Source organism: Streptomyces sp. NPDC003720, assembly GCF_042875075.1.
GTDB lineage: Bacteria > Actinomycetota > Actinomycetes > Streptomycetales > Streptomycetaceae > Streptomyces.
The window spans coordinates 409019-427555 of sequence record NZ_JBIANZ010000003.1 but is presented as its reverse complement, the minus strand read 5'-3'; the positions used below and the strand labels follow the sequence as shown (position 1 = coordinate 427555).

15 protein-coding genes are annotated in these 18537 nt (G+C 73.2%); 3 read left to right on the top strand and 12 right to left on the bottom strand.

The genetic code is table 11. The annotated features are described in order from the left end of the window. Positions 1-6: 6 nt before the first annotated feature. The 8 genes from ACFYU0_RS10825 to hrcA form a co-directional block, all read right to left on the bottom strand. Positions 7-360, bottom strand: coding sequence for a histidine triad nucleotide-binding protein (locus ACFYU0_RS10825; RefSeq protein ID WP_389299589.1), 354 nt, complete (start codon positions 358-360; stop codon positions 7-9). 64 nt (positions 361-424) lie between these two features. After that, positions 425-3631, bottom strand: a complete 3207-nt coding sequence (locus ACFYU0_RS10820; protein ID WP_389299587.1) for a S41 family peptidase — start codon at positions 3629-3631, stop codon at positions 425-427. A 46-nt stretch (positions 3632-3677) separates the two neighbouring features. Then, positions 3678-4232 (bottom strand): hypothetical protein, encoded by a 555-nt coding sequence (locus ACFYU0_RS10815; protein ID WP_351659498.1) that lies wholly within the window; start codon positions 4230-4232, stop codon positions 3678-3680. A 102-nt stretch (positions 4233-4334) separates the two neighbouring features. Then, complete coding sequence (locus tag ACFYU0_RS10810) at positions 4335-4727, bottom strand: VOC family protein (RefSeq protein WP_389299584.1); 393 nt, start codon at positions 4725-4727, stop codon at positions 4335-4337. Between the two features lie 16 nt (positions 4728-4743). Then, the gene (locus ACFYU0_RS10805; RefSeq protein ID WP_351659492.1) at positions 4744-5496 is read right to left on the bottom strand and encodes a 16S rRNA (uracil(1498)-N(3))-methyltransferase; all 753 of its coding nucleotides are present in this window, start codon (positions 5494-5496) and stop codon (positions 4744-4746) included. Continuing rightward, the gene (locus ACFYU0_RS10800; RefSeq protein WP_351659489.1) at positions 5493-6614 is read right to left on the bottom strand and encodes a nitronate monooxygenase; all 1122 of its coding nucleotides are present in this window, start codon (positions 6612-6614) and stop codon (positions 5493-5495) included. The genes ACFYU0_RS10805 and ACFYU0_RS10800 overlap by 4 nt, the downstream gene beginning before the upstream one ends. A 169-nt stretch (positions 6615-6783) precedes the next feature. Continuing rightward, a complete protein-coding gene (dnaJ, locus tag ACFYU0_RS10795) occupies positions 6784-7920 on the bottom strand; it encodes a molecular chaperone DnaJ (protein WP_351659486.1) in 1137 nt (378 codons plus the stop codon). Beyond that, positions 7921-8937: a heat-inducible transcriptional repressor HrcA gene (gene hrcA, locus ACFYU0_RS10790; protein ID WP_389299580.1), complete on the bottom strand. Its 1017-nt coding sequence runs from the start codon at positions 8935-8937 to the stop codon at positions 7921-7923. 160 nt (positions 8938-9097) lie between these two features. On the opposite strand from hrcA, the gene ACFYU0_RS10785 reads away from it, so the two are divergent. Beyond that, entirely contained in the window at positions 9098-9820 is a 723-nt protein-coding gene (locus ACFYU0_RS10785) for an MBL fold metallo-hydrolase (RefSeq protein ID WP_389299577.1), read from the top strand. A 34-nt stretch (positions 9821-9854) separates the two neighbouring features. Beyond that, positions 9855-10664, top strand: coding sequence for a DUF3097 domain-containing protein (locus ACFYU0_RS10780; RefSeq protein ID WP_389299575.1), 810 nt, complete (start codon positions 9855-9857; stop codon positions 10662-10664). A gap of 37 nt (positions 10665-10701) precedes the next feature. Here the strand turns inward: ACFYU0_RS10780 and hemW are convergent, their stop codons facing one another. The 4 genes from hemW to lepA form a co-directional block, all read right to left on the bottom strand. Then, positions 10702-11934, bottom strand: a complete 1233-nt coding sequence (gene hemW / locus ACFYU0_RS10775; protein ID WP_351659474.1) for a radical SAM family heme chaperone HemW — start codon at positions 11932-11934, stop codon at positions 10702-10704. A 27-nt stretch (positions 11935-11961) separates the two neighbouring features. Further along, positions 11962-13773 carry a SpoIIE family protein phosphatase gene (locus ACFYU0_RS10770; RefSeq protein WP_351660173.1) on the bottom strand — a complete coding sequence of 604 codons (1812 nt, stop codon included), beginning with the start codon at positions 13771-13773 and terminating at the stop codon, positions 11962-11964. Positions 13774-13960: 187 nt separating this feature from the next. After that, positions 13961-15835: an AMP-dependent synthetase/ligase gene (locus ACFYU0_RS10765; protein ID WP_351659471.1), complete on the bottom strand. Its 1875-nt coding sequence runs from the start codon at positions 15833-15835 to the stop codon at positions 13961-13963. A gap of 261 nt (positions 15836-16096) precedes the next feature. Next, positions 16097-17971, bottom strand: coding sequence for a translation elongation factor 4 (lepA, locus tag ACFYU0_RS10760; RefSeq protein WP_351659468.1), 1875 nt, complete (start codon positions 17969-17971; stop codon positions 16097-16099). Positions 17972-18198: 227 nt separating this feature from the next. On the opposite strand from lepA, the gene rpsT reads away from it, so the two are divergent. Continuing rightward, complete coding sequence (rpsT, locus tag ACFYU0_RS10755) at positions 18199-18465, top strand: 30S ribosomal protein S20 (protein WP_181795096.1); 267 nt, start codon at positions 18199-18201, stop codon at positions 18463-18465. Positions 18466-18537: the final 72 nt, after the last annotated feature.

The following is an 18537-nucleotide window of genomic DNA, read 5'->3' as shown; positions in this document are numbered from 1 at the left end:
GACCGGTTATCCGGGGGGCCATTCGAGGCCACGGCCGCCGAGGACGTGCGCGTGGGCGTGCCAGACGGTCTGGCCGGCGCCGCTGCCGGTGTTGAAGACGACGCGGTAGCTGTCCAGCTTCTCCTCGTCGGCGACGGCCTGGGTCTCGGCGAGCACGTCGGCGGCGAGCCCCGGGGCGCCGGCGGCGAGTTCGGCCGCGTTCCTGTAGTGGGCCTTGGGGATCACCAGGACGTGCGTGGGGGCCTGCGGGTTTATGTCCCGGAAGGCGACGGTGGTCCCGGTCTCACGGACGACCGTCGCCGGGATGGCCCCCGCGACGATCTTGCAGAACAGGCAGTCGTCCTGCGGTTCCCCTGCCATGGGGTGCCTCCTGACGCCGGTGATCAGTACCGGGGCATCGTATCGGGGCCGCCGCGCGATCCGGTCACGGCAGTTCGGGCGGCACCTTGGCGGGTGTCGCCGCCAGCGCCTCCAGGGCCAGCCGGATCGCCTCGTCGAGCTGGACGTCCCGGCCCGCCGCATGGTCCTGCGGGCGCTGCACGACCTCCACGTCGGGGTCGACGCCGTGGTTCTCCACGCCCCACCCGGCGCCCTCCAGCCAGAACGCGTACTTCGGCTGGGTGATCAGGGTGCCGTCGACCAGGCGGTAGCGGCTGTCGATGCCGATGACCCCGCCCCAGGTGCGGGTGCCGACGACGGGACCGATGCCGAGGGCGCGGATCGCCGCGTTGACGATGTCGCCGTCGGAGCCGGAGAACTCGTTGGCCACGGCGACGACGGGGCCGCGCGGGGCGTCCCTCGGGTAGCTCTCGGGCCGCATCCCGCGCGGCAGGTCCCAGCCGACGATCCGCCGGGCCAGCTTCTCCACGACGAGCTGGGAGGTGTGGCCGCCCCGGTTCTCCCGGACGTCGACGACCAGCCCCTCGCGGGCCACCTCGATCCGCAGGTCGCGGTGGATCTGGGCCCAGCCGGGCGCCTGCATGTCGGGCACGTGCAGATAGCCGAGCCTGCCGCCGGACCGCTCGTGGACGTGGGCCCGGCGGTCCGCGACCCAGGCGTGGTAGCGCAGGGGCTCCTCGTCCGCGAGCGGGACCACGACCACGTGCCGCAGTTCGCCGCCGCCGGCCGGCGAGACGGTCAGCTCGACGGGCTTGCCGGCCGTGCCGGTCAGCAGCGGGCCGGGACCGGTCACCGGGTCGACCGGCTGCCCGGCGACCGCCACGACGGCGTCCCCGGGGCGCACGGCGACGCCGGGCGCGGCCAGCGGGGAGCGGGCGTTCGGGTCGGAGGTCTCCGAGGGCAGGATGCGGTCGACGCGCCAGCCGCCGTCCTCGTGGCGGGAGATGTCCGCGCCGAGCAGCCCCTGCCGGGCGCCGTCGCCGAAGCCGCCGCGCGGGGTGACGTAGGCGTGCGAGGTGCCGAGTTCGCCCTGCACCTCCCACAGCAGGTCCACCAGGTCGTCGTGGGTGGCGAGACGGCCGAGGACGGGCCGGTAGCGGCCGAGGACGCCGTCCCAGTCGACGCCGCCCATGTCGGCCCGCCAGAAGTTGTCCCGCATGATGCGGCCCGTCTCGTCGTACATCTGCCGCCATTCGGCGACCGGGTCGACGGTCTGCCGGATCCGGGTCAGGTCGACGGGGATGTTCGCGTCGCCGTCCTCGTCGTCGGGGGCGTGCCGGTCGGCGGGCACCACCCTGAGCCGGCCGTCGCTCCACAGCAGCACCCGCCTGCCGTCGCCGCTGACCTCGAAGTGGTCGGCGTCGGCGGCGAGGTGCTCCAGGCGCTGCTGGGCGAGGTCGTAGCGCTCGAGCCGGGTCTTGGGGTCGGGGGCGTCGGGCGTGGCGCGGCCCGCGCCGAGGACGCCGCGCACCGGGTGGCGCAGCCAGAGCACCCCGTCCCTGGCCGCGCGCAGGTTGGAGTAGCGGGCGGCCTCGACCGGGAAGGGCACGATGCGGTCGGCGAGGCCGTCGAGGTCGATCCGGGTCGCCGGGGCGCCCTCGCTGTCCGGCGTCTCCTCCTTGTCGGGGGCGCCGAAGGGCCGGCCGTGCCGCTGCGGCCCGAACGGGGACGGGGTCGTCGCGGCGAGGGTGATCAGGTGCGGGCGGACGCCCTCCACGAAGGCCAGGTCGAAGACGTGCTCGTCGTAGACCGGGTCGAAGGCGCGGCTGGAGAGGAAGGCGAGGTGCTTGCCGTCCAGGGTGAAGGCGGGCGCGTAGTCCTGGAAGCGCAGCGGGGTCGCCTCGGTGACCGACAGGTCGGTGGTGTTGGCGAGGCGGAGCTGGGAGAGGGGCTGCGGTCCGGGGTGGGCCCAGGCGAGCCAGCCGGAGTCGGGCGAGAACGCGAGGCCGTGCACGTCGCCGTGCTCGCTGCGGGTCACCTCGCGCACCTCGCCGGTCTCCCGCTCGACCAGCAGCAGCCGTCCGTCGTGCGCGGCGACGGCGGCCCGGCTGCCGTCGGGCGCCATGGCCAGTTCCAGGACGCGGCCGAGCTGCCCGGCGGCGAGCCGGCGCGGGGGCGTGCCGAGCGCCGCCCCGGTGGCGGGCGCGAACTCCAGGGCGTCCTCGCCCTCGGCGTCCGTCACCCACACCACCCACTCCTCGCCCTCGGAGCGGAAGGTGCGCGGCAGCCGGGCCCGCACGCCGGGCTGGGCGGCGAGCGCGCGGGCGGGGCCGGAGCGGTGGGTGACCCAGTGCACGGCGCCGCGCACGGCGACGGCGCTGCCGCGCGCGGTGTGGTCCGGGGCGGCGGCGCCGAACCAGTGGGAGGCGTTCACCGGGAACGGCTGGAGGTCCACGCGCGGTCCGCCGAGCCGGATGTCCAGCCGGCGCGGCTCGGCGCCGTCGAGGTCGTCCAGCACCCAGAGTTCACCGGCGCTCGAGTACACGACCCGGGTGCCGTCGGTGGCGGCGTGCCGGGCGTAGAAACCCGCCGGCGGGGTGTGCCGGCGCAGGTCGGAGCCGTCGGCGAGGGAGGAGTAGAGCGCGCCGGTGCCCTCGTGGTCGGAGAGGAACGCGATCCGGTCGCCGGCCCACAGCGGGTACTCGATGTTGCCGTCCAGCTCCTCGTGCAGCCGGACGAACTCGCCGTCGCCCTCCCGGTCGATCCACAGCTTGCCCGCGGTGCCGCCCCGGTACCGCTTCCACCAGGCGGCCTCACGGCCCATCGGGGCGGACAGCAGCACGGTGTGCGGGCCGTGGGCGACGTCGCCGACCGGCCCGTAGGGCAGGGTGGTGGCCGGTCCCCCGTCGAGCGGGACGGCCCGGGCCCAGCTCCGGCGCAGGCTCGCCTGGCCGTGGGTGCTGAGCGCGAGCACCGCGCCGTCCGGGGTCCAGCCGCGCACCTGGGTGCGCCAGCTCCCCCAGTGCGTCAGCCGCCTGGCGGGGCCGCCGTCCACCGGGGCGAGGTGCACCTCGGGGGCGCCGTCGCGGGTGGAGGTCCAGGCGACGGCGGTGCCGTCGGGCGAGATGCGGGGGTGGTTCACGGGGACGTGGTCGGCGCTGATCCGCCAGGCGCGCCCGCCGTCGAGCGGGGCCAGCCAGACGTCGTCCTCGGCGACGAAGGTCACCAAGTCGCCGTGCGGGTGCGGGAATCGGAGGTAGCCGGAGGATGCCGTCGAAGCCGCCTGAGTCACTCCGTCACTGTACGCAGCGACCGGCGTCCCCCGCTCCCGGTTCCGATCACTTGCCCTCGACGGGCCGGCAACCGGGGTCGTCCAGACACCAGATGGTCCGCGTCACGGTCACGGTGACGGTCGGCTGCCCGCCCTGCCCGCCGGGTGGCCGGTACGTCGGACCGGGGGTGGCGCCGCAGTCGCCGAGCCCGCTGACGCGGAAGACCTGCCTGCCGCCGACGGTGGCCGTCAGGTCGCCGCGCACACAGGCCCCGTCGACGGCCCGGGTCACCTTCCCCTTGACGGTGATTTCCCGCCCGTCCTTGGTCCGCCCCTGGCAGTCGACGGTCACGACGGTGCTCTCGGACGGCGAGGGCGAACCGCTGGACGCACCGCCGCCCCTGCTCCCGTAGTCACCGGTGCAGGTGAGCCAACTCACGTCCACGTGCCGCCGCTTCAGCTCGGCGGTCGCGGTGCTGTCGGTGGTGTACGCGGCCGACGCCGAACTCAGGTCCCCGGGCTGGCACGCCACCACCGCGCCCGCGCCCAGCACCACGAGACCTGCCACGGCCACACCGCGCACGGCCCGCGGCCGGCGCCGAATCCGCCTCGATGCCCCCATGGAGGGCAGCGTGCCACCGCCGTCCCCGGGACGGAAGGCCGCATACGGCCACTCACCCGTTCGGGCAGCGGCGGCCGGTGCGCGCCGGCGCGCCCCGCGCCGTCAGGGGCACAGGAGGAGCCACTCCTGGAGCTCCACCAGGTTGCCCTCCGGGTCCTTGAGGTGGGCCACGCGCATGCGGTCGGTCATCGGGGCGGGGCCGTGCAGCACGGTCGCGCCCCGGGCGGTGATCTCCGCGCAGTACGCGTCGAGGTCGTCCACGCGCAGCACGACCAGGGAGCGGTGGCCGGTGGCGGTCTCGCCCAGTTCCGCCAGGACGCCGGCCATCATGGTGCGGTCCTGCAGCGCGACCCCGGCCGACCCGGCGTGCGGGCTGAACTTCTCGTACGGTCCCTCGCCGGTGCCGGACTGCGGCTTGAGGCCGAGGATGTCGGCGTAGAAGCGGTAGCAGGCGGCGAAGTCGGTCACGAGGAGCCGGACTTGGGCGAGTTCCACGGTGTTCCCCCAGGTTTCAGGACCAGCGGCCGGTGCGGCCCAGCAGGAGGGCCGCCGCGGCGGTGCCGGCGGTGGACGTGCGCAACACCGTAGGCCCCAGCACGCACGGCTTGGCGCCCGCCTCCTCGAAGAGGGCCAACTCGTCCCGGGCGACGCCGCCTTCGGGTCCGACGACCAGCACGATCTCGCCCTGCTCGGGCAGTTGGGCGGTGGCGAGGGGGGCGCTGTCGTGCTCGAAGTCGGAGTGCAGCACGGCGGCGAAGTCGGCCGCGGCGAGCAGGGCGGCGACCTGCCTGGTCGTCGCGGCGTCCGCGACCTCGGGGAAGCGCAGGCGGCGGGACTGCTTGCCGGCCTCGCGCGCGGTGGCGCGCCACTTGGCGAGCGCCTTCTGCCCGCGGTCGCCCTTCCACTGGGTGATGCAGCGCGCGGCCTGCCAGGGCACGATCGCGTCGACGCCCGTCTCGGTCATCATCTCCACGGCCAGCTCACCGCGGTCGCCCTTGGGCAGGGCCTGGACGACGGTGATGCGCGGCCGGGGCTCGGGCTCCACCGGGAACTCGACGGGCTCGACCACCAGGTGGTCCTTCCCCGAGGTGCTGAGGACGACCCCGGACGCCCCCCGGCCCTTGCCGTCGGTGATCACGACGTCCTCGCCGGGCTGCAGCCGCCGCACCGAGACCGCGTGCCGTCCCTCGGGACCCGTCACGTCGATGACCGAGCCGGGGCCCACGCCCTCGAGCGAGTCCACGACGAACACCGGCGCGGTCATCGCGCGTCACCCCCGGCCGAAAGCGCCGTGCGGGCCGCGGCCAGCTCGGCCGCCAGCACCTCGACGAGCTGCCCGGCCGGCAGCTCCCGGGCCAGCCGATGCCCCTGTCCCGCCCACAGCGCCATGCCCTGCGCGTCGCCGGCCTTGGCGGCGGCCTTGCGCAGCGGCGCCGTCACATGGTGGATCTCGGGATAGGCGGCGGGGGCGTAGGGGCCGTGCTCGCGCAGGAAGCGGTTGACCAGTCCGCGCGCCGGGCGGCCGGAGAAGGCCCGGGTCAGTTCGGTGCGCGCGAACAGGGGGTTGGTGAGCGCCTGTTTGTGCAGGGCGTGGGCGCCGGACTCGGGGGTGGCGAGGAACGCCGTGCCGAGCTGGGCGGCGCTCGCGCCCGCCGCGAGGACGGCGGCGATCTGGTCGCCGCGCATGATGCCGCCGGCGGCGACGACCGGGATGCGCACCGCCTCGCGGATCTGCGTGAGCAGCGACAGCAGTCCGATGCCGGAGCCGTCGTTCTCGGGGACGTCCCGGTGGGTGCCCTGGTGGCCGCCGGCCTCGACGCCCTGCGCGATCACCGCGTCGGCCCCGGACCGCTCGACCGCGCGCGCCTCCTCCGGGGTGGTGGCGGCGGCCAGGATGAACGTCCCGGCGCGGTGCAGGGAGTCGACGACCTCGCGGGTGGGGACCCCGAAGTGGAAGGAGACGACCGGCACCGGGTTGTCGAGCAGCACGGCGAGTTTGGCGTCGTAGCCGTCGTCGCGGCCGCTGTCCGGGTCGCCCAGCTCGGTCTCGTACCAGGCGGCCTCACCGGCGAGCTGGTGGGTGTAGACCTCCACGGCGCCCGCGTCGAGGGGCGCGGCTGCGGCCGCTCCGGTGGAGCCGGTGCCCGCACCGGGGTACACGGGCTGCGGCACGAAGAGGTTCACGCCGAAGGGCCGGCCGGTGAGTCCGCGCAGCTGCTTGATCTCCTGGTACATGCCGTCGGCGGTCTTGTACCCGGCGGCGAGGAACCCGAGGCCGCCCGCCTCGGACACGGCGGCGGCGAGCTGCGGCACGGAGACCCCGCCCGCCATGGGTGCCTGCACGATCGGCTGGGGGAAGAGATCGGTCAGCGCGGAGGACATGCCCGCATGTTGTCACGTCCTGGGGGAGGCGCCGAATCGGGTCTTCCTCCTGGCACATGCCACTTTCCGGTCCGCCGGTCCTGCCGGTGGGAGAGCGTGGCCCGGGGCCGGGGGACGGGAGCCCCCCGGCGGGGTCCAAGGGGCCGGAGCCCCCTGGACCCGGCGCGCCTCAGCGCCCGTTGAACGCGTCCTTCAGCCGCGAGAACAGCCCCTGCTGCCCGGGCTGGAACTGCCCCTGCGGACGCTCCTCGCCGCGCAGCTTCGCCAGCTCGCGCAGCAGCCGCTCCTGCTCGGGATCCAGCTTGGTCGGGGTGGTGACCTCGACGTGGACGATCAGGTCGCCCCGGCCGCCGCCCCGCAGGTGGGTGACGCCCCGGGTGTGCAGCGGGATCGACTGGCCGGACTGGGTGCCCGGCCGGATGTCGACCTCCTCCAGGCCGTCCAGCGTCTCCAGCGGGACCTTGGTGCCGAGGGCCGCCGCGGTCATCGGGATGGTGACCGTGCAGTGCAGGTCGTCGCCGCGCCGCTGGAAGGTCGAGTGCGGCAGCTCGTGGATCTCGACGTAGAGGTCGCCGGCCGGACCGCCGCCGGGGCCGACCTCGCCCTCGCCGGCGAGCTGGATCCGGGTGCCGTTGTCGACGCCGGCCGGGATCTTCACGGTGAGGGTGCGGCGGGAGCGCACCCGCCCGTCGCCCGCGCACTCCGGGCACGGGGTCGGCACGACCGTGCCGAAGCCCTGGCACTGGGGGCAGGGGCGGGAGGTCATGACCTGACCCAGGAAGGACCGGGTGACCTGCGACACCTCGCCGCGGCCGCGGCACATGTCACAGGTCTGGGCGGTCGTGCCCGGAGCCGCGCCCTCGCCGCTGCAGGTGTTGCAGACGACCGCGGTGTCGACCTGGATGTCCTTGGTCGTGCCGAAGGCCGCCTCGTCCAGCTCGACGTCGATGCGGATCATCGCGTCCTGGCCGCGCCGGGTGCGCGAGCGCGGCCCGCGCTGCGACGCCGTGCCGAAGAACGCGTCCATGATGTCGGAGAAGTTGCCGAAGCCGCCGGCCCCGAAGCCGCCCGCGCCCGCGCCGCCCGACTGGGAGAGCGGGTCGCCGCCGAGGTCGTAGACCTGCTTCTTCTGCGGGTCCGACAGCACCTCGTAGGCGGCGTTGATCTCCTTGAACCGCTCCTGGGTCTTCGGATCGGGGTTGACGTCCGGGTGCAGCTCGCGCGCGAGCCGACGGAACGCCTTCTTGATCTCATCCTGCGACGCGTCGCGGCGCACGCCGAGAACGGCGTAGTAGTCCGTGGCCACTTACGACTCCGCCAGGATCTGTCCGACGTACCGTGCCACTGCGCGTACCGCTCCCATCGTTCCCGGGTAGTCCATGCGGGTCGGTCCGACCACGCCGAGCTTGGCAACCGCCTCGCCGCCCGAACCGTAGCCGACCGACACGACGGACGTGGAGTTGAGTCCTTCGTGTGCGTTCTCGTGCCCGATGCGCACCATCACGCCCGGATCCTTCGCCTCGCCGAGGAGCTTGAGGAGCACGACCTGCTCCTCCAGGGCCTCCAGGACGGGCCGGATCATGAGGGGAAAGTCATGTCCGAAACGGGTGAGATTGGCGGTGCCGCCGATCATCAGCCGCTCCTCGTTCTCCTCGACCAGTGTCTCCAGCAGAGTGGAGAGCACCGTGGAGACCGTACCGCGATCCTCGTGGTCGAACGCCTCCGGCAGGTCCTCGACCAGGCGCGGCACGTCGGTGAACCGGCGGCCCGCGACCCGGCTGTTGAGTCTCGCCCGGAGGTCGGCGAGGGCCGTCTCCCCGAACGGCGCCGGGCAGTCCACCATCCGCTGCTCGACCCGGCCGGTGTCCGTGATCAGCACGAGCATCACGCGCGCGGGGGCGAGCGAGAGCAGCTCCACGTGCCGCACGGTGGACCGGGTCAGGGACGGGTACTGCACGACGGCGACCTGCCGGGTGAGCTGCGCGAGCAGCCGCACCGTCCGCGCGACGACGTCGTCGAGGTCGACGGCGCCCTCGAGGAAGTTCTGGATCGCCCGCCGCTCGGGCCCGGTCATCGGCTTGACGCCGGCGAGCTTGTCGACGAACAGCCGGTAGCCCTTGTCGGTGGGGATGCGCCCGGCGCTGGTGTGCGGCTGGGCGATGTACCCCTCGTCCTCCAGGGCGGCCATGTCGTTGCGCACGGTCGCCGGTGACACGCCGAGGTTGTGCCGTTCGGTGAGCGCCTTGGAGCCGACCGGCTCCTCGGTGCCCACGTAGTCCTGGACGATGGCGCGCAGCACCTGAAGTCTGCGTTCACTCAGCATCCGCGCGCACCTCCAGCATGTCTTCGCCCGGCCCTTCGAATCTTCCCCCTGGCACTCTGCGTGTCCGAGTGCCAGCGTTCCCCCGCCAGTGTACGGCCGTGGGGTACTCACCGGGCAAGGTCGGTCCCTCCCCGCCCCGTCCTACCGTTAGCGTCGCGGCATGACCGTGACTTGGGAAGAGCTGGAGTGGGAGCGGTTGGCCGACGGGGTCGGGCGGTGCCGGCTGCCAGGCTGGGACTGCACCGCGGGCCTGGTGCTGGGGGCGGGCACGGCGCTGATGGTGGACGCCGGGTCGAGCCTCGCCGAGGGCGCGCGGCTGCGGGAGCGGGCGCAGCGGCTCGCCGGTCACCGTGTGACCCATCTCGCGCTCACCCACCCCCACTTCGACCACGTCTTCGGCGCGTCCGCCTTCGCCGGGGCGGAGGTGTTCGCCGCGGTCGGCATGGACTCGGCGCTGGCGCACGGGCGCGAGGAGCTGCGCCTGGACGCGACCCGCAACGGCCTGCCCGTGCCGGAGGCCGACGAGGCGGTGGACGCGCTGGCGTCGCCCCGGCACCTGGTCTCCGGGGAGTGGACGCTCGACCTCGGCGACGGACGACAGGCGCTGCTCGCCAACGTGGGCCCCGGCCACACGGCCCACGACCTGGCGGTGCTGGTGCCGGGCGACCCCGAGGTCGTCTTCTGCGGCGACCTGGTGGAGGAGTCCGGCGAACCGCAGGCGGGCCCGGACGCGGTCCCCTCCCGCTGGCCGGACGCGCTGGACCGCCTGCTGTCCCTGGGCGGCGAGGACGCGCTGTACGTGCCCGGTCACGGAGCGGTGGTGGACGCGGCGTTCGTACGGCGGCAACGCGAGGAGCTGGCGGCGCGTTTCGGCGTGTCATGAGCACGAGCCCGCCGGTTCTCCTATCGTCATCCGAATGCGCCAGTACTCCGCCGATCTGACCCCTCCCTGGAAGAAGTCCCAGCCCGTGCCGGAGGTCGCGGCGGAGCCGGGTCTCGTGGTGGAGGAGCCCGGTTCCGGGTTCTGCGGGGCGGTGATCCGCTGCGAGGCGGGCACGGTGACGCTGGAGGACCGCTTCGGCAAGCACCGGGTGTTCCCGCTGGAGCCGCGCGGATTCCTGCTGGAGGGCAGGGTGGTGACCCTGGTGCGGCCGCCGTCGGGTCCGGCGCGGGCCACCCGTACGGCGTCCGGCTCGGTGGCCGTCCCCGGCGCACGCGCGCGTGTGGCCCGCGCCGGCCGCATCTACGTCGAGGGCCGGCACGACGCCGAGCTGGTCGAGAAGGTGTGGGGTGACGACCTGCGCGTCGAGGGCGTGGTCGTGGAGTACCTGGAGGGCGTGGACGACCTGCCGTCGATCGTCGCGGAGTTCGCGCCGGGCCCGGACGCGCGCCTCGGCGTCCTGGTGGACCACCTGGTGCCGGGTACCAAGGAGTGGCGCATCGCCGAGTCGGTGACGAGCGCGCACGCGCTGGTCGTCGGCCACCCGTACATCGACGTCTGGGAGGCGGTGAAGCCGGCCTCGCTGGGCATCGCCGCCTGGCCCCGCGTCCCGCGCGGCCAGGACTGGAAGACCGGCGTGTGCCGGGCCCTCGGCTGGCCGGAGAACACCGGCGCGGCCTGGCAGCGGATCCTGTCCCGGGTGCGGTCCTACAAGGATTTGGAGCCGGAGCTGCTGGGGCGGGTGGAGGAACTGATCGACTTCGTCACGGGCGACGGCGAGGTCTGACGCCCTCGCGGGCGCCGGGCGCCGGGCGCCGGAGTGATCAGTCCACCAGGTCCCGTACCACCGCGTCCGCCAGCAGGCGGCCGCGCAGGGTCAGCGCGGCGCGGCCCTCGTCGTACGGCTCCTCCTGGAGCAGCCCCTCCGCCAGCGCCCGACGTGCGGCCGCCAGCCCCTTTTCCTTCAGCAGGGACAGCGGCACGCCCTCCCGCAGCCGCAGCTCCAGCAGGATCCGCTCCACCCGCCGGTCCTCGTCGATGAGCAGCTCGCGGCCCGCGCCCGGCGACCGGCCCGACGCCAGCGCCGCCGCGTAGGCCCCCGGGTGCTTGACGTTCCACCAGCGCACCCCGCCCACGTGCGAGTGGGCCCCGGGTCCCGCGCCCCACCAGTCCGCGCCCCGCCAGTACAGCTCGTTGTGCAGGCAGCGCCCGGCCTCGGAGGTGGCCCAGTTGGAGACCTCGTACCAGTCGAAGCCCGCGGCGGACAGGCTCTCCTCGGCGATCAGGTAGCGGTCCGCGTGGACGTCGTCGTCCGTCATCGGGACCTCGCCGCGGCGGATGCGGCGGGCGAGCTGGGTGCCCTCCTCCACGATCAGGGCGTACGCGCTGACGTGGTCGGGGCCCGCGCCGACGGCCGCGTCCAGCGAGGCCCGCCAGTCGTCGTCGCTCTCCCCGGGGGTGCCGTAGATCAGGTCCAGGTTGACGTGCTCGAAGCCCGCCGCCCGCGCCTCCGCCACGCAGGCCTCGGGGCGGCCGGGGGTGTGCGTGCGGTCCAGGATCCGCAGCACGTGCTGCCGCGCGCTCTGCATGCCGAAGGAGATCCGGTTGAAGCCGCCCTCGCGCAGGGTGGCGAGGTACGCCGGGTCGACCGACTCCGGGTTCGCCTCGGTCGTGATCTCCGCGTCCGGCGCGAGACCGAACTCGTCGCGGATCGCCGCCAGCATCCGGACCAGGTCGCCGGCTGCCAGCAGGGTGGGCGTGCCGCCGCCCACAAAGACCGTGCGGACCGGGCGGGGGTCGTCGCCGAGGACCTTCCGCGCCAGCCGGACCTCGTCCGTCAGGGTGTCCGCGTAGTTGTCCCGGGAGGCGAGCACGCCGCCGGTGCCGCGCAGCTCGGTGGCGGTGTACGTGTTGAAGTCGCAGTAGCCGCAGCGGGTCGCGCAGTACGGGACGTGCAGGTAGAACCCGAGGGGGCGGTCGGCGGCCCCGGCGAGCGCGGAGGCGGGCAGTGCGCCGTCGTCGGGGACGGGCTCACCGTCGGGGAGTGCGGAAGGCATGTCCCCCATTGTCCCGTACGGCGGGACTCACCCCGCCTGGAGCACCAGCAGGGCCAGGTCGTCCTCGGGCAGCCCGCCGCCGAAGTCGTGCACGAGGCGGCGGATCCGCTCGGCGATCTCCTCGGCGCTGAGCCCCGCGCAGCCGGACAGCGCCCGCGCGAGCCCGTCGCCGTCGTCGAACTGGCGGGAGCCGGAGCGCCGCTCGGTGACGCCGTCGGTGACGCACAGCAGGCTGTCGCCGGGCCGCAGCTCGACCGTCTCGCTGGTGTAGGTCTCGTCCTCGACGACGCCGAGCAGGGTCTGGGGGCGGGCGGCGGTGCGCACCTCGCCGTCGGGACGCAGCAGCAGCGGCAGCGGATGCCCGGCGGAGGCGAGGGTGCAGCGGACGCCGCCGTCCGCGTGGGGCGTCAGCTCGCCATAGAGCAGGGACAGGAAGCGGGTCTGCGGTCCGTCCCCGGCGGCCACCGGCCGGCCGCCGGCCGCGACCAGGGCGCGGGCTGCGGCGTCGGCGGCCTCGGTGGCGTCGTCCAGGAGGAGCTGGTTGAGCCGGTCCAGGACGTCGGCGACCCGGTAGCCCTCGCGGGCCAGCAGGCGCAGCCAGGGCCGGGCGAGCCCGATCACGACGGCCGCCTCCGGCCCCTTGCCCTGGACGTCGCCCACGGCGAAGCACCAGCGGCCGTCGCCCGCCGGGAACAGGTCGTAGAAGTCGCCGCTCGGGCCGCCCTTGTCGCGGGGCTCGTAGACGAGGGCGCTGCTCATCCCGGGGATCTCGGCGACCGCTCCGGGCAGCAGCCCGCGCTGCAGCACGGCGCTGATGGTGGCCTGCCGGGCGTACTGGCGGGCCGCGCCGATGGCCAGGGCCACCCGGCGGCTCAGATCCTCCACCAGGCCGGTGACCTCGTCGGGGAACCGGGGCTGCCCGCACCGCCCGAGGACCAGGGTGCCGAGCGGGCGGCCGCCGGCGATGAGGCGGAAGGCGAGGGCGGTGCCGGGGGCGCCGAGCGCCTCGCCGGGCCAGGGATACGGCTCCGGGTCGGGCCGCAGGCCGTCCGGCGGCCGGGGCGGGTCCTTCTCCAGGGCGCGGTGCAGTTCCTCGGCGCGGTCCTCGCCGTCCACCCAGACACGGGCGGGCGCGCCGCCGTCGCCGCCGCGCGCGGTCGCCTCGTCCTCCAGCCAGACCGCGCACCAGTCGGCGAGCCGGGGCACGATCAGCCGGCCGGTGAGGGCGGCGACCAGGTTCTCGTCGAGCTGCCCGGCGAGCAGGTCGGAGGCCTCGGCGAGGAAGGACAGCGCGCCCCGGCCGAGCCAGTCCCGGTCGCCTCCGGCGCCCTGCGGCCGCGGGGCGAGGACCTCGGCGACGTCCAGCGCGTGGTCGGGGACGGGTCCGTCCAGCGGCTCGCCGCCGGGCCGCAGCCGCGCCCACACGGTTTTCGCGCCCCGGCGGTAGGTGACGCCCCAGGACTCGGCGAGGGTGGCGACCAGGCGCAGCCCGCGCCCGTACTCGGACGTCTCGTACGGGGCGTCGCCGGTGCCGGGATCGCGCGGGGCGCGGGAGGGGTGGCGGTCGCCGACCTCGACGACGAAGGCGCCGGTCGCCTCCAGACGCCAGTCCACGTCTACGTCGGTGCCCGCGTGGACGACGGCGTTGGTGACCAGTTCGCTGACGACGGCCATCGCGTCGTCGACGAACCGCCGGGGCGCACCGGGGACCTCGGCGAGCGCGGCGCGCACCAGGGCGCGGGCGGAGCCGGGGGCGAGGGGGCTGCCGGGCAGGCCGGCGTGCCCGCGCACGACGGGTGCGTGGGTGTCGTTCTCCCGCTGCGTCGGTATGGCCGCCATGTCCATGCGGCCAGGGTGACAGACCGGACGCGCGCCTAAGCGGTGAGTGACCGAAGCGAGCGGCAACGCGTGAGAACTGTGCTGCCGAAGGGTGGGAAGACGGTCAGTTCCGGGCGGGATACGAAGCGAGTCGTAAGGGGCGGGGGCCGCACCGCCGGTGCCGCCCCCGCCTCCTCCCGCGACGGCGTCAGGACTCCCGGGTCCCGGCGTACATCTCGTCGATGAGGTGCTTGTACTCGCGCTCCACGACGGGCCGCTTCAGCTTCAGGCTCGGCGTGATCTCGCCGTGCTCCACGTCGAGGTCGCGGGGCAGCAGCCGGTACTTCTTGATGGTCTGCCAGCGCTGCAGGCCCGCGTTGAGCTCCTTGACGTAGCCGTCGACCATCTCGACGGTCTGCGGCGCGGCCACCACCTCGGCGTACGGCTTGCCTTCGAGGCCGTTGTCCTTGGCCCACTGCAGGATCGCGATCTCGTCGAGGGCGATGAGGGCGGTGCAGTAGTTCCGGTCGGCGCCGTGCACCAGGATGTTGGAGACGTACGGGCACACCGCCTTGAACTGGCCCTCGACCTCGGCCGGGGCCACGTACTTGCCGCCGGAGGTCTTGATGAGGTCCTTCTTGCGGTCGGTGATGCGCAGGTAGCCGTCGGCGGACAGCTCGCCGATGTCGCCGGTGTGGAACCAGCCGTCGGACTCCAGCACCTCGGCGGTCTTCTCGGGCTGCTGGTGGTAGCCGTCCATGATGCCGGGGCCGCGCAGCAGGATCTCGCCGTCGTCGGCGATGCGGACCTCGGTGCCGGGCAGCGGCTTGCCGACGGTTCCGGTGCGGTAGGCCTCGCCGGGGTTGACGAAGGAGGCCGCGGAGGACTCGGTGAGGCCGTAGCCCTCCAGGATGTGGATGCCGGCGCCGGCGAAGAAGAAGCCGATCTCGGGGGCGAGCGCGGAGGCGCCGGAGACGCAGGCGCGCAGCCGGCCGCCGAAGGCCTCACGGAGCTTGCCGTAGACGAGGGTGTCGGCGACCTTGTGCTTGGCGGCCAGGCCGAACGGCACCGCGTGGGCGCCGGTGCGGCGGAAGTTGTCCTGGGAGACCTTGGCGTACTCGCGGGCGACCACGGCGGCCCACTGGAAGATCTTGTACTTGGCCGCGCCGCCCTCGCGGGCCTTGGCCGCGACGCCGTTGTAGACCTTCTCGAAGATGCGCGGCACGGCCGCCATGTACGTCGGCCGCACCACCGGGAGGTTCTCGATGATCTTGTCGACGCGGCCGTCGACGGCGGTGACGTGGCCGACCTCGATCTGCCCGGAGGTGAGCACCTTGCCGAAGACGTGCGCCAGCGGCAGCCACAGGTACTGCACGTCGTCGCCGCTGACCAGGCCGGTCGCGGCGATCGCCTTGGCCATGTACGCCCAGTTGTCGTGCGGCAGGCGCACGCCCTTGGGGCGGCCGGTAGTGCCGGAGGTGTAGATCAGGGTGGCGAGCTGGTCGCTGGTGATCGCGCCGACCCGCTCCTTGATCAGCTCGGGGTGCTTCTCGAGATAGGCGGCGCCGCGCTGCTCCAGTTCGGTGAGGGTGGTCACCCAGTCGCTGGTCTCGACGCCGGCCGGGTCGATGACGACGACCTTGGTCAGCGCGGGCAGCTCGGCCCGCTTCTCCACGGCCTTGGCGAGCTGGGCCGCGTCCTCGGCGATCAGGACCCGGCTGTCGGAGTCGGAGAGGATGAACGCCGACTCGTCGGCGTTGGTCTGCGGGTAGATCGTGGTGGTGGCGCCGCCCGCGCACATGATGCCGAGGTCGGCGAGGATCCACTCGACCCGGGTGGAGGCGGCGAGCGCGACCCGCTGCTCCGGCTCCAGGCCCAGCTCGATGAGTCCGGCGGCGATGGCGTAGACCCGCTGGGCCGCCTCGCCCCAGCTGAGCGACTTCCAGTCGTCGGGGCCCTCCCCGGAGGCCGGGGGCACGGGATGGCGGTAGGCCTCGGCCTCCGGTGTGGCCGCCACGCGCTCCAGGAAGAGGGCCGCCACGGACGGCGGACGGTTCTCGATCAGGGTCTGTGTGTCGCTCACGACATCCTCCGGGGCCCGCGACGGCGCGGCTGGCTCAGGTGCGGCTGGGTTGACTCACGGTGGGGTTGGGACTCGTTGTTTAACTCGCGAGTAACTATCGAGCAGGGATCAGGGTAAGCGGCGACCGGCCGCTGCGTAAGAGGCATCGGCCTGTCACTTTCCACGCAGAGCGACGCTACGCACGCGTAGGGGCCCGCCGCACTTTCGCACGACGAGCCCCTCGGTGTCCGTTTTGCGCGTGTGACCGGGAGTAACCTCCGGTTACTTCTTGCCCTTGCCCGACCCCGCGCTGTCATCGCTGGACAGGACGGCGATGAAGGCCTCCTGCGGAACCTCCACGGAACCCACCATCTTCATCCGCTTCTTGCCTTCCTTCTGCTTCTCCAGCAGCTTCCGCTTACGGGAGATGTCACCGCCGTAGCACTTGGCGAGGACGTCCTTGCGGATGGCGCGGATGGTCTCGCGGGCGATGACCCGGGAGCCGATGGCGGCCTGGATGGGCACCTCGAAGGCCTGCCGCGGGATGAGCTCGCGCAGCTTGGCGACGAGCCGCACGCCGTACGCGTAGGCCGCGTCCTTGTGGGTGATCGCCGAGAAGGCGTCCACCTTGTCGCCGTGCAGCAGGATGTCGACCTTGACCAGGCTCGACGTCTGCTCGCCGGTGGGCTCGTAGTCCAGCGAGGCGTAGCCGCGGGTCTTGGACTTCAGCTGGTCGAAGAAGTCGAAGACGATCTCCGCGAGCGGCAGCGTGTAGCGGATCTCGACCCGGTCCTCGGAGAGGTAGTCCATGCCGAGCAGGGTGCCGCGCCGGGTCTGGCACAGCTCCATGATCGAGCCGATGAACTCGGTGGGCGCCAGGATGGTGGCGCGCACGACCGGCTCGTAGACCTCGTTGATCTTGCCTTCGGGGAACTCGCTCGGGTTGGTGACCGTGTACTCGGTGCCGTCCTCCATGAGCACGCGGTAGACCACGTTGGGGGCGGTGGCGATCAGGTCGAGACCGAACTCGCGCTCCAGCCGCTCCCGGATCACGTCCAGGTGCAGCAGACCGAGGAAGCCCACGCGGAAACCGAAGCCGAGGGCGGCGGACGTCTCCGGCTCGTAGACCAGCGCGGCGTCGTTGAGCTGCAGCTTGTCCAGGGCCTCGCGCAGCTCGGGGTAGTCGGAGCCGTCCAGCGGATACAGACCCGAGAAGACCATGGGCTTGGGGTCCTTGTAGCCGCCGAGCGCCTCCGTGGCGCCCTTGGCCTGGCTGGTGACCGTGTCGCCGACCTTGGACTGGCGGACGTCCTTCACACCGGTGATCAGGTAGCCCACCTCGCCCACGCCGAGGCCGTCGGCGGGGAGCATCTCGGGCGAGTTGGTCCCGATCTCCAGCAGCTCGTGCGTGGCGCCCGTGGACATCATCCGGATGCGCTCACGCTTGTTGAGCTGGCCGTCGATGACACGGACGTACGTCACGACACCGCGGTAGGAGTCGTAGACCGAGTCGAAGATCATGGCGCGGGCGGGGGCGTCCGCGACGCCGACCGGCGCCGGGATCTCCTTGACGACCTTGTCCAGCAGGGCTTCCACGCCCAGGCCGGTCTTGGCGGAGACCTTCAGCACGTCGTCCGGGTCGCAGCCGACCAGGTTCGCCAGCTCCTCGGCGAACTTCTCCGGCTGCGCGGCCGGCAGGTCGATCTTGTTCAGCACGGGGATGATCGTGAGGTCGTTCTCCATCGCCAGGTAGAGGTTGGCGAGGGTCTGCGCCTCGATGCCCTGGGCGGCGTCGACGAGGAGGATGGTCCCCTCGCAGGCGGCCAGCGACCGCGACACCTCGTAGGTGAAGTCGACGTGACCCGGGGTGTCGATCATGTTGAGGATGTGGGTCGTGCCCTGGTCGGGGCCCTCGGTCGGGGCCCAGGGCAGACGCACCGCCTGGGACTTGATCGTGATGCCGCGCTCGCGCTCGATGTCCATCCGGTCGAGGTACTGAGCACGCATCTGCCGCTGCTCGACCACACCGGTCAGCTGGAGCATCCGGTCGGCGAGCGTGGACTTGCCGTGGTCGATGTGCGCGATGATGCAGAAATTGCGGATCAGAGCCGGGGCGGTACGGCTCGGCTCGGGCACATGGTTAGGGGTCGCGGGCACGCAGGGTCCTGTCTCTTGAGGCGCCTTATGCCTCGGGTCGGATCGATACGTAGCCTCCATGGTCCCACGCGGAGGGACCGAGGACCGTTTTGGGCCGCTCGCAGGGCCACTGGTACTGTAGATGGCTGTGCCTCATGCCCTCTCAGCGCGAGGTACGTCAGAGAAATTTTGGATCACCGGTCCGGGACTCTTCCCGGTCCGGCACCTGAACCTGAAAAGGCTCCTTCGTGGCGAACATCAAGTCCCAGATCAAGCGGATCAAGACCAACGAGAAGGCCCGGCTGCGCAACAAGGCCGTCAAGTCCTCCCTGAAGACCGCGATCCGCAAGGCCCGTGAGGCCGCTGCCGCGGGTGACACCGAGAAGGCCACCGAGCTGCAGCGCGCTGCCGCGCGTGCGCTCGACAAGGCCGTCTCCAAGGGCGTCATCCACAAGAACCAGGCCGCCAACAAGAAGTCGGCGCTTGCTTCCAAGGTCGCGTCCCTCAAGGGCTGAACCTCCTTTCTGATCTGACCGCCGGCAGGACCCAGAGCGGGCCCTCTCTCATCCGCTCCCTACCGGCATCCC

What these genes read in the sequence shown, in the direction of transcription:
- ACFYU0_RS10805 (WP_351659492.1), bottom strand. Translation starts at nt 5,496, where the DNA reads ATGACCGCGCCGGTGTTCGTCGTGGACTCGCTCGAGGGCGTGGGCCCC.
- ACFYU0_RS10785 (WP_389299577.1), top strand. Translation starts at nt 9,098, where the DNA reads ATGACCGTGACTTGGGAAGAGCTGGAGTGGGAGCGGTTGGCCGACGGG.
- ACFYU0_RS10780 (WP_389299575.1), top strand. Translation starts at nt 9,855, where the DNA reads ATGCGCCAGTACTCCGCCGATCTGACCCCTCCCTGGAAGAAGTCCCAG.
- ACFYU0_RS10815 (WP_351659498.1), bottom strand. Translation starts at nt 4,232, where the DNA reads ATGGGGGCATCGAGGCGGATTCGGCGCCGGCCGCGGGCCGTGCGCGGT.
- hemW (WP_351659474.1), bottom strand. Translation starts at nt 11,934, where the DNA reads ATGCCTTCCGCACTCCCCGACGGTGAGCCCGTCCCCGACGACGGCGCA.
- ACFYU0_RS10770 (WP_351660173.1), bottom strand. Translation starts at nt 13,773, where the DNA reads ATGGCGGCCATACCGACGCAGCGGGAGAACGACACCCACGCACCCGTC.
- hrcA (WP_389299580.1), bottom strand. Translation starts at nt 8,937, where the DNA reads ATGCTGAGTGAACGCAGACTTCAGGTGCTGCGCGCCATCGTCCAGGAC.
- ACFYU0_RS10825 (WP_389299589.1), bottom strand. Translation starts at nt 360, where the DNA reads ATGGCAGGGGAACCGCAGGACGACTGCCTGTTCTGCAAGATCGTCGCG.
- ACFYU0_RS10800 (WP_351659489.1), bottom strand. Translation starts at nt 6,614, where the DNA reads ATGTCCTCCGCGCTGACCGATCTCTTCCCCCAGCCGATCGTGCAGGCA.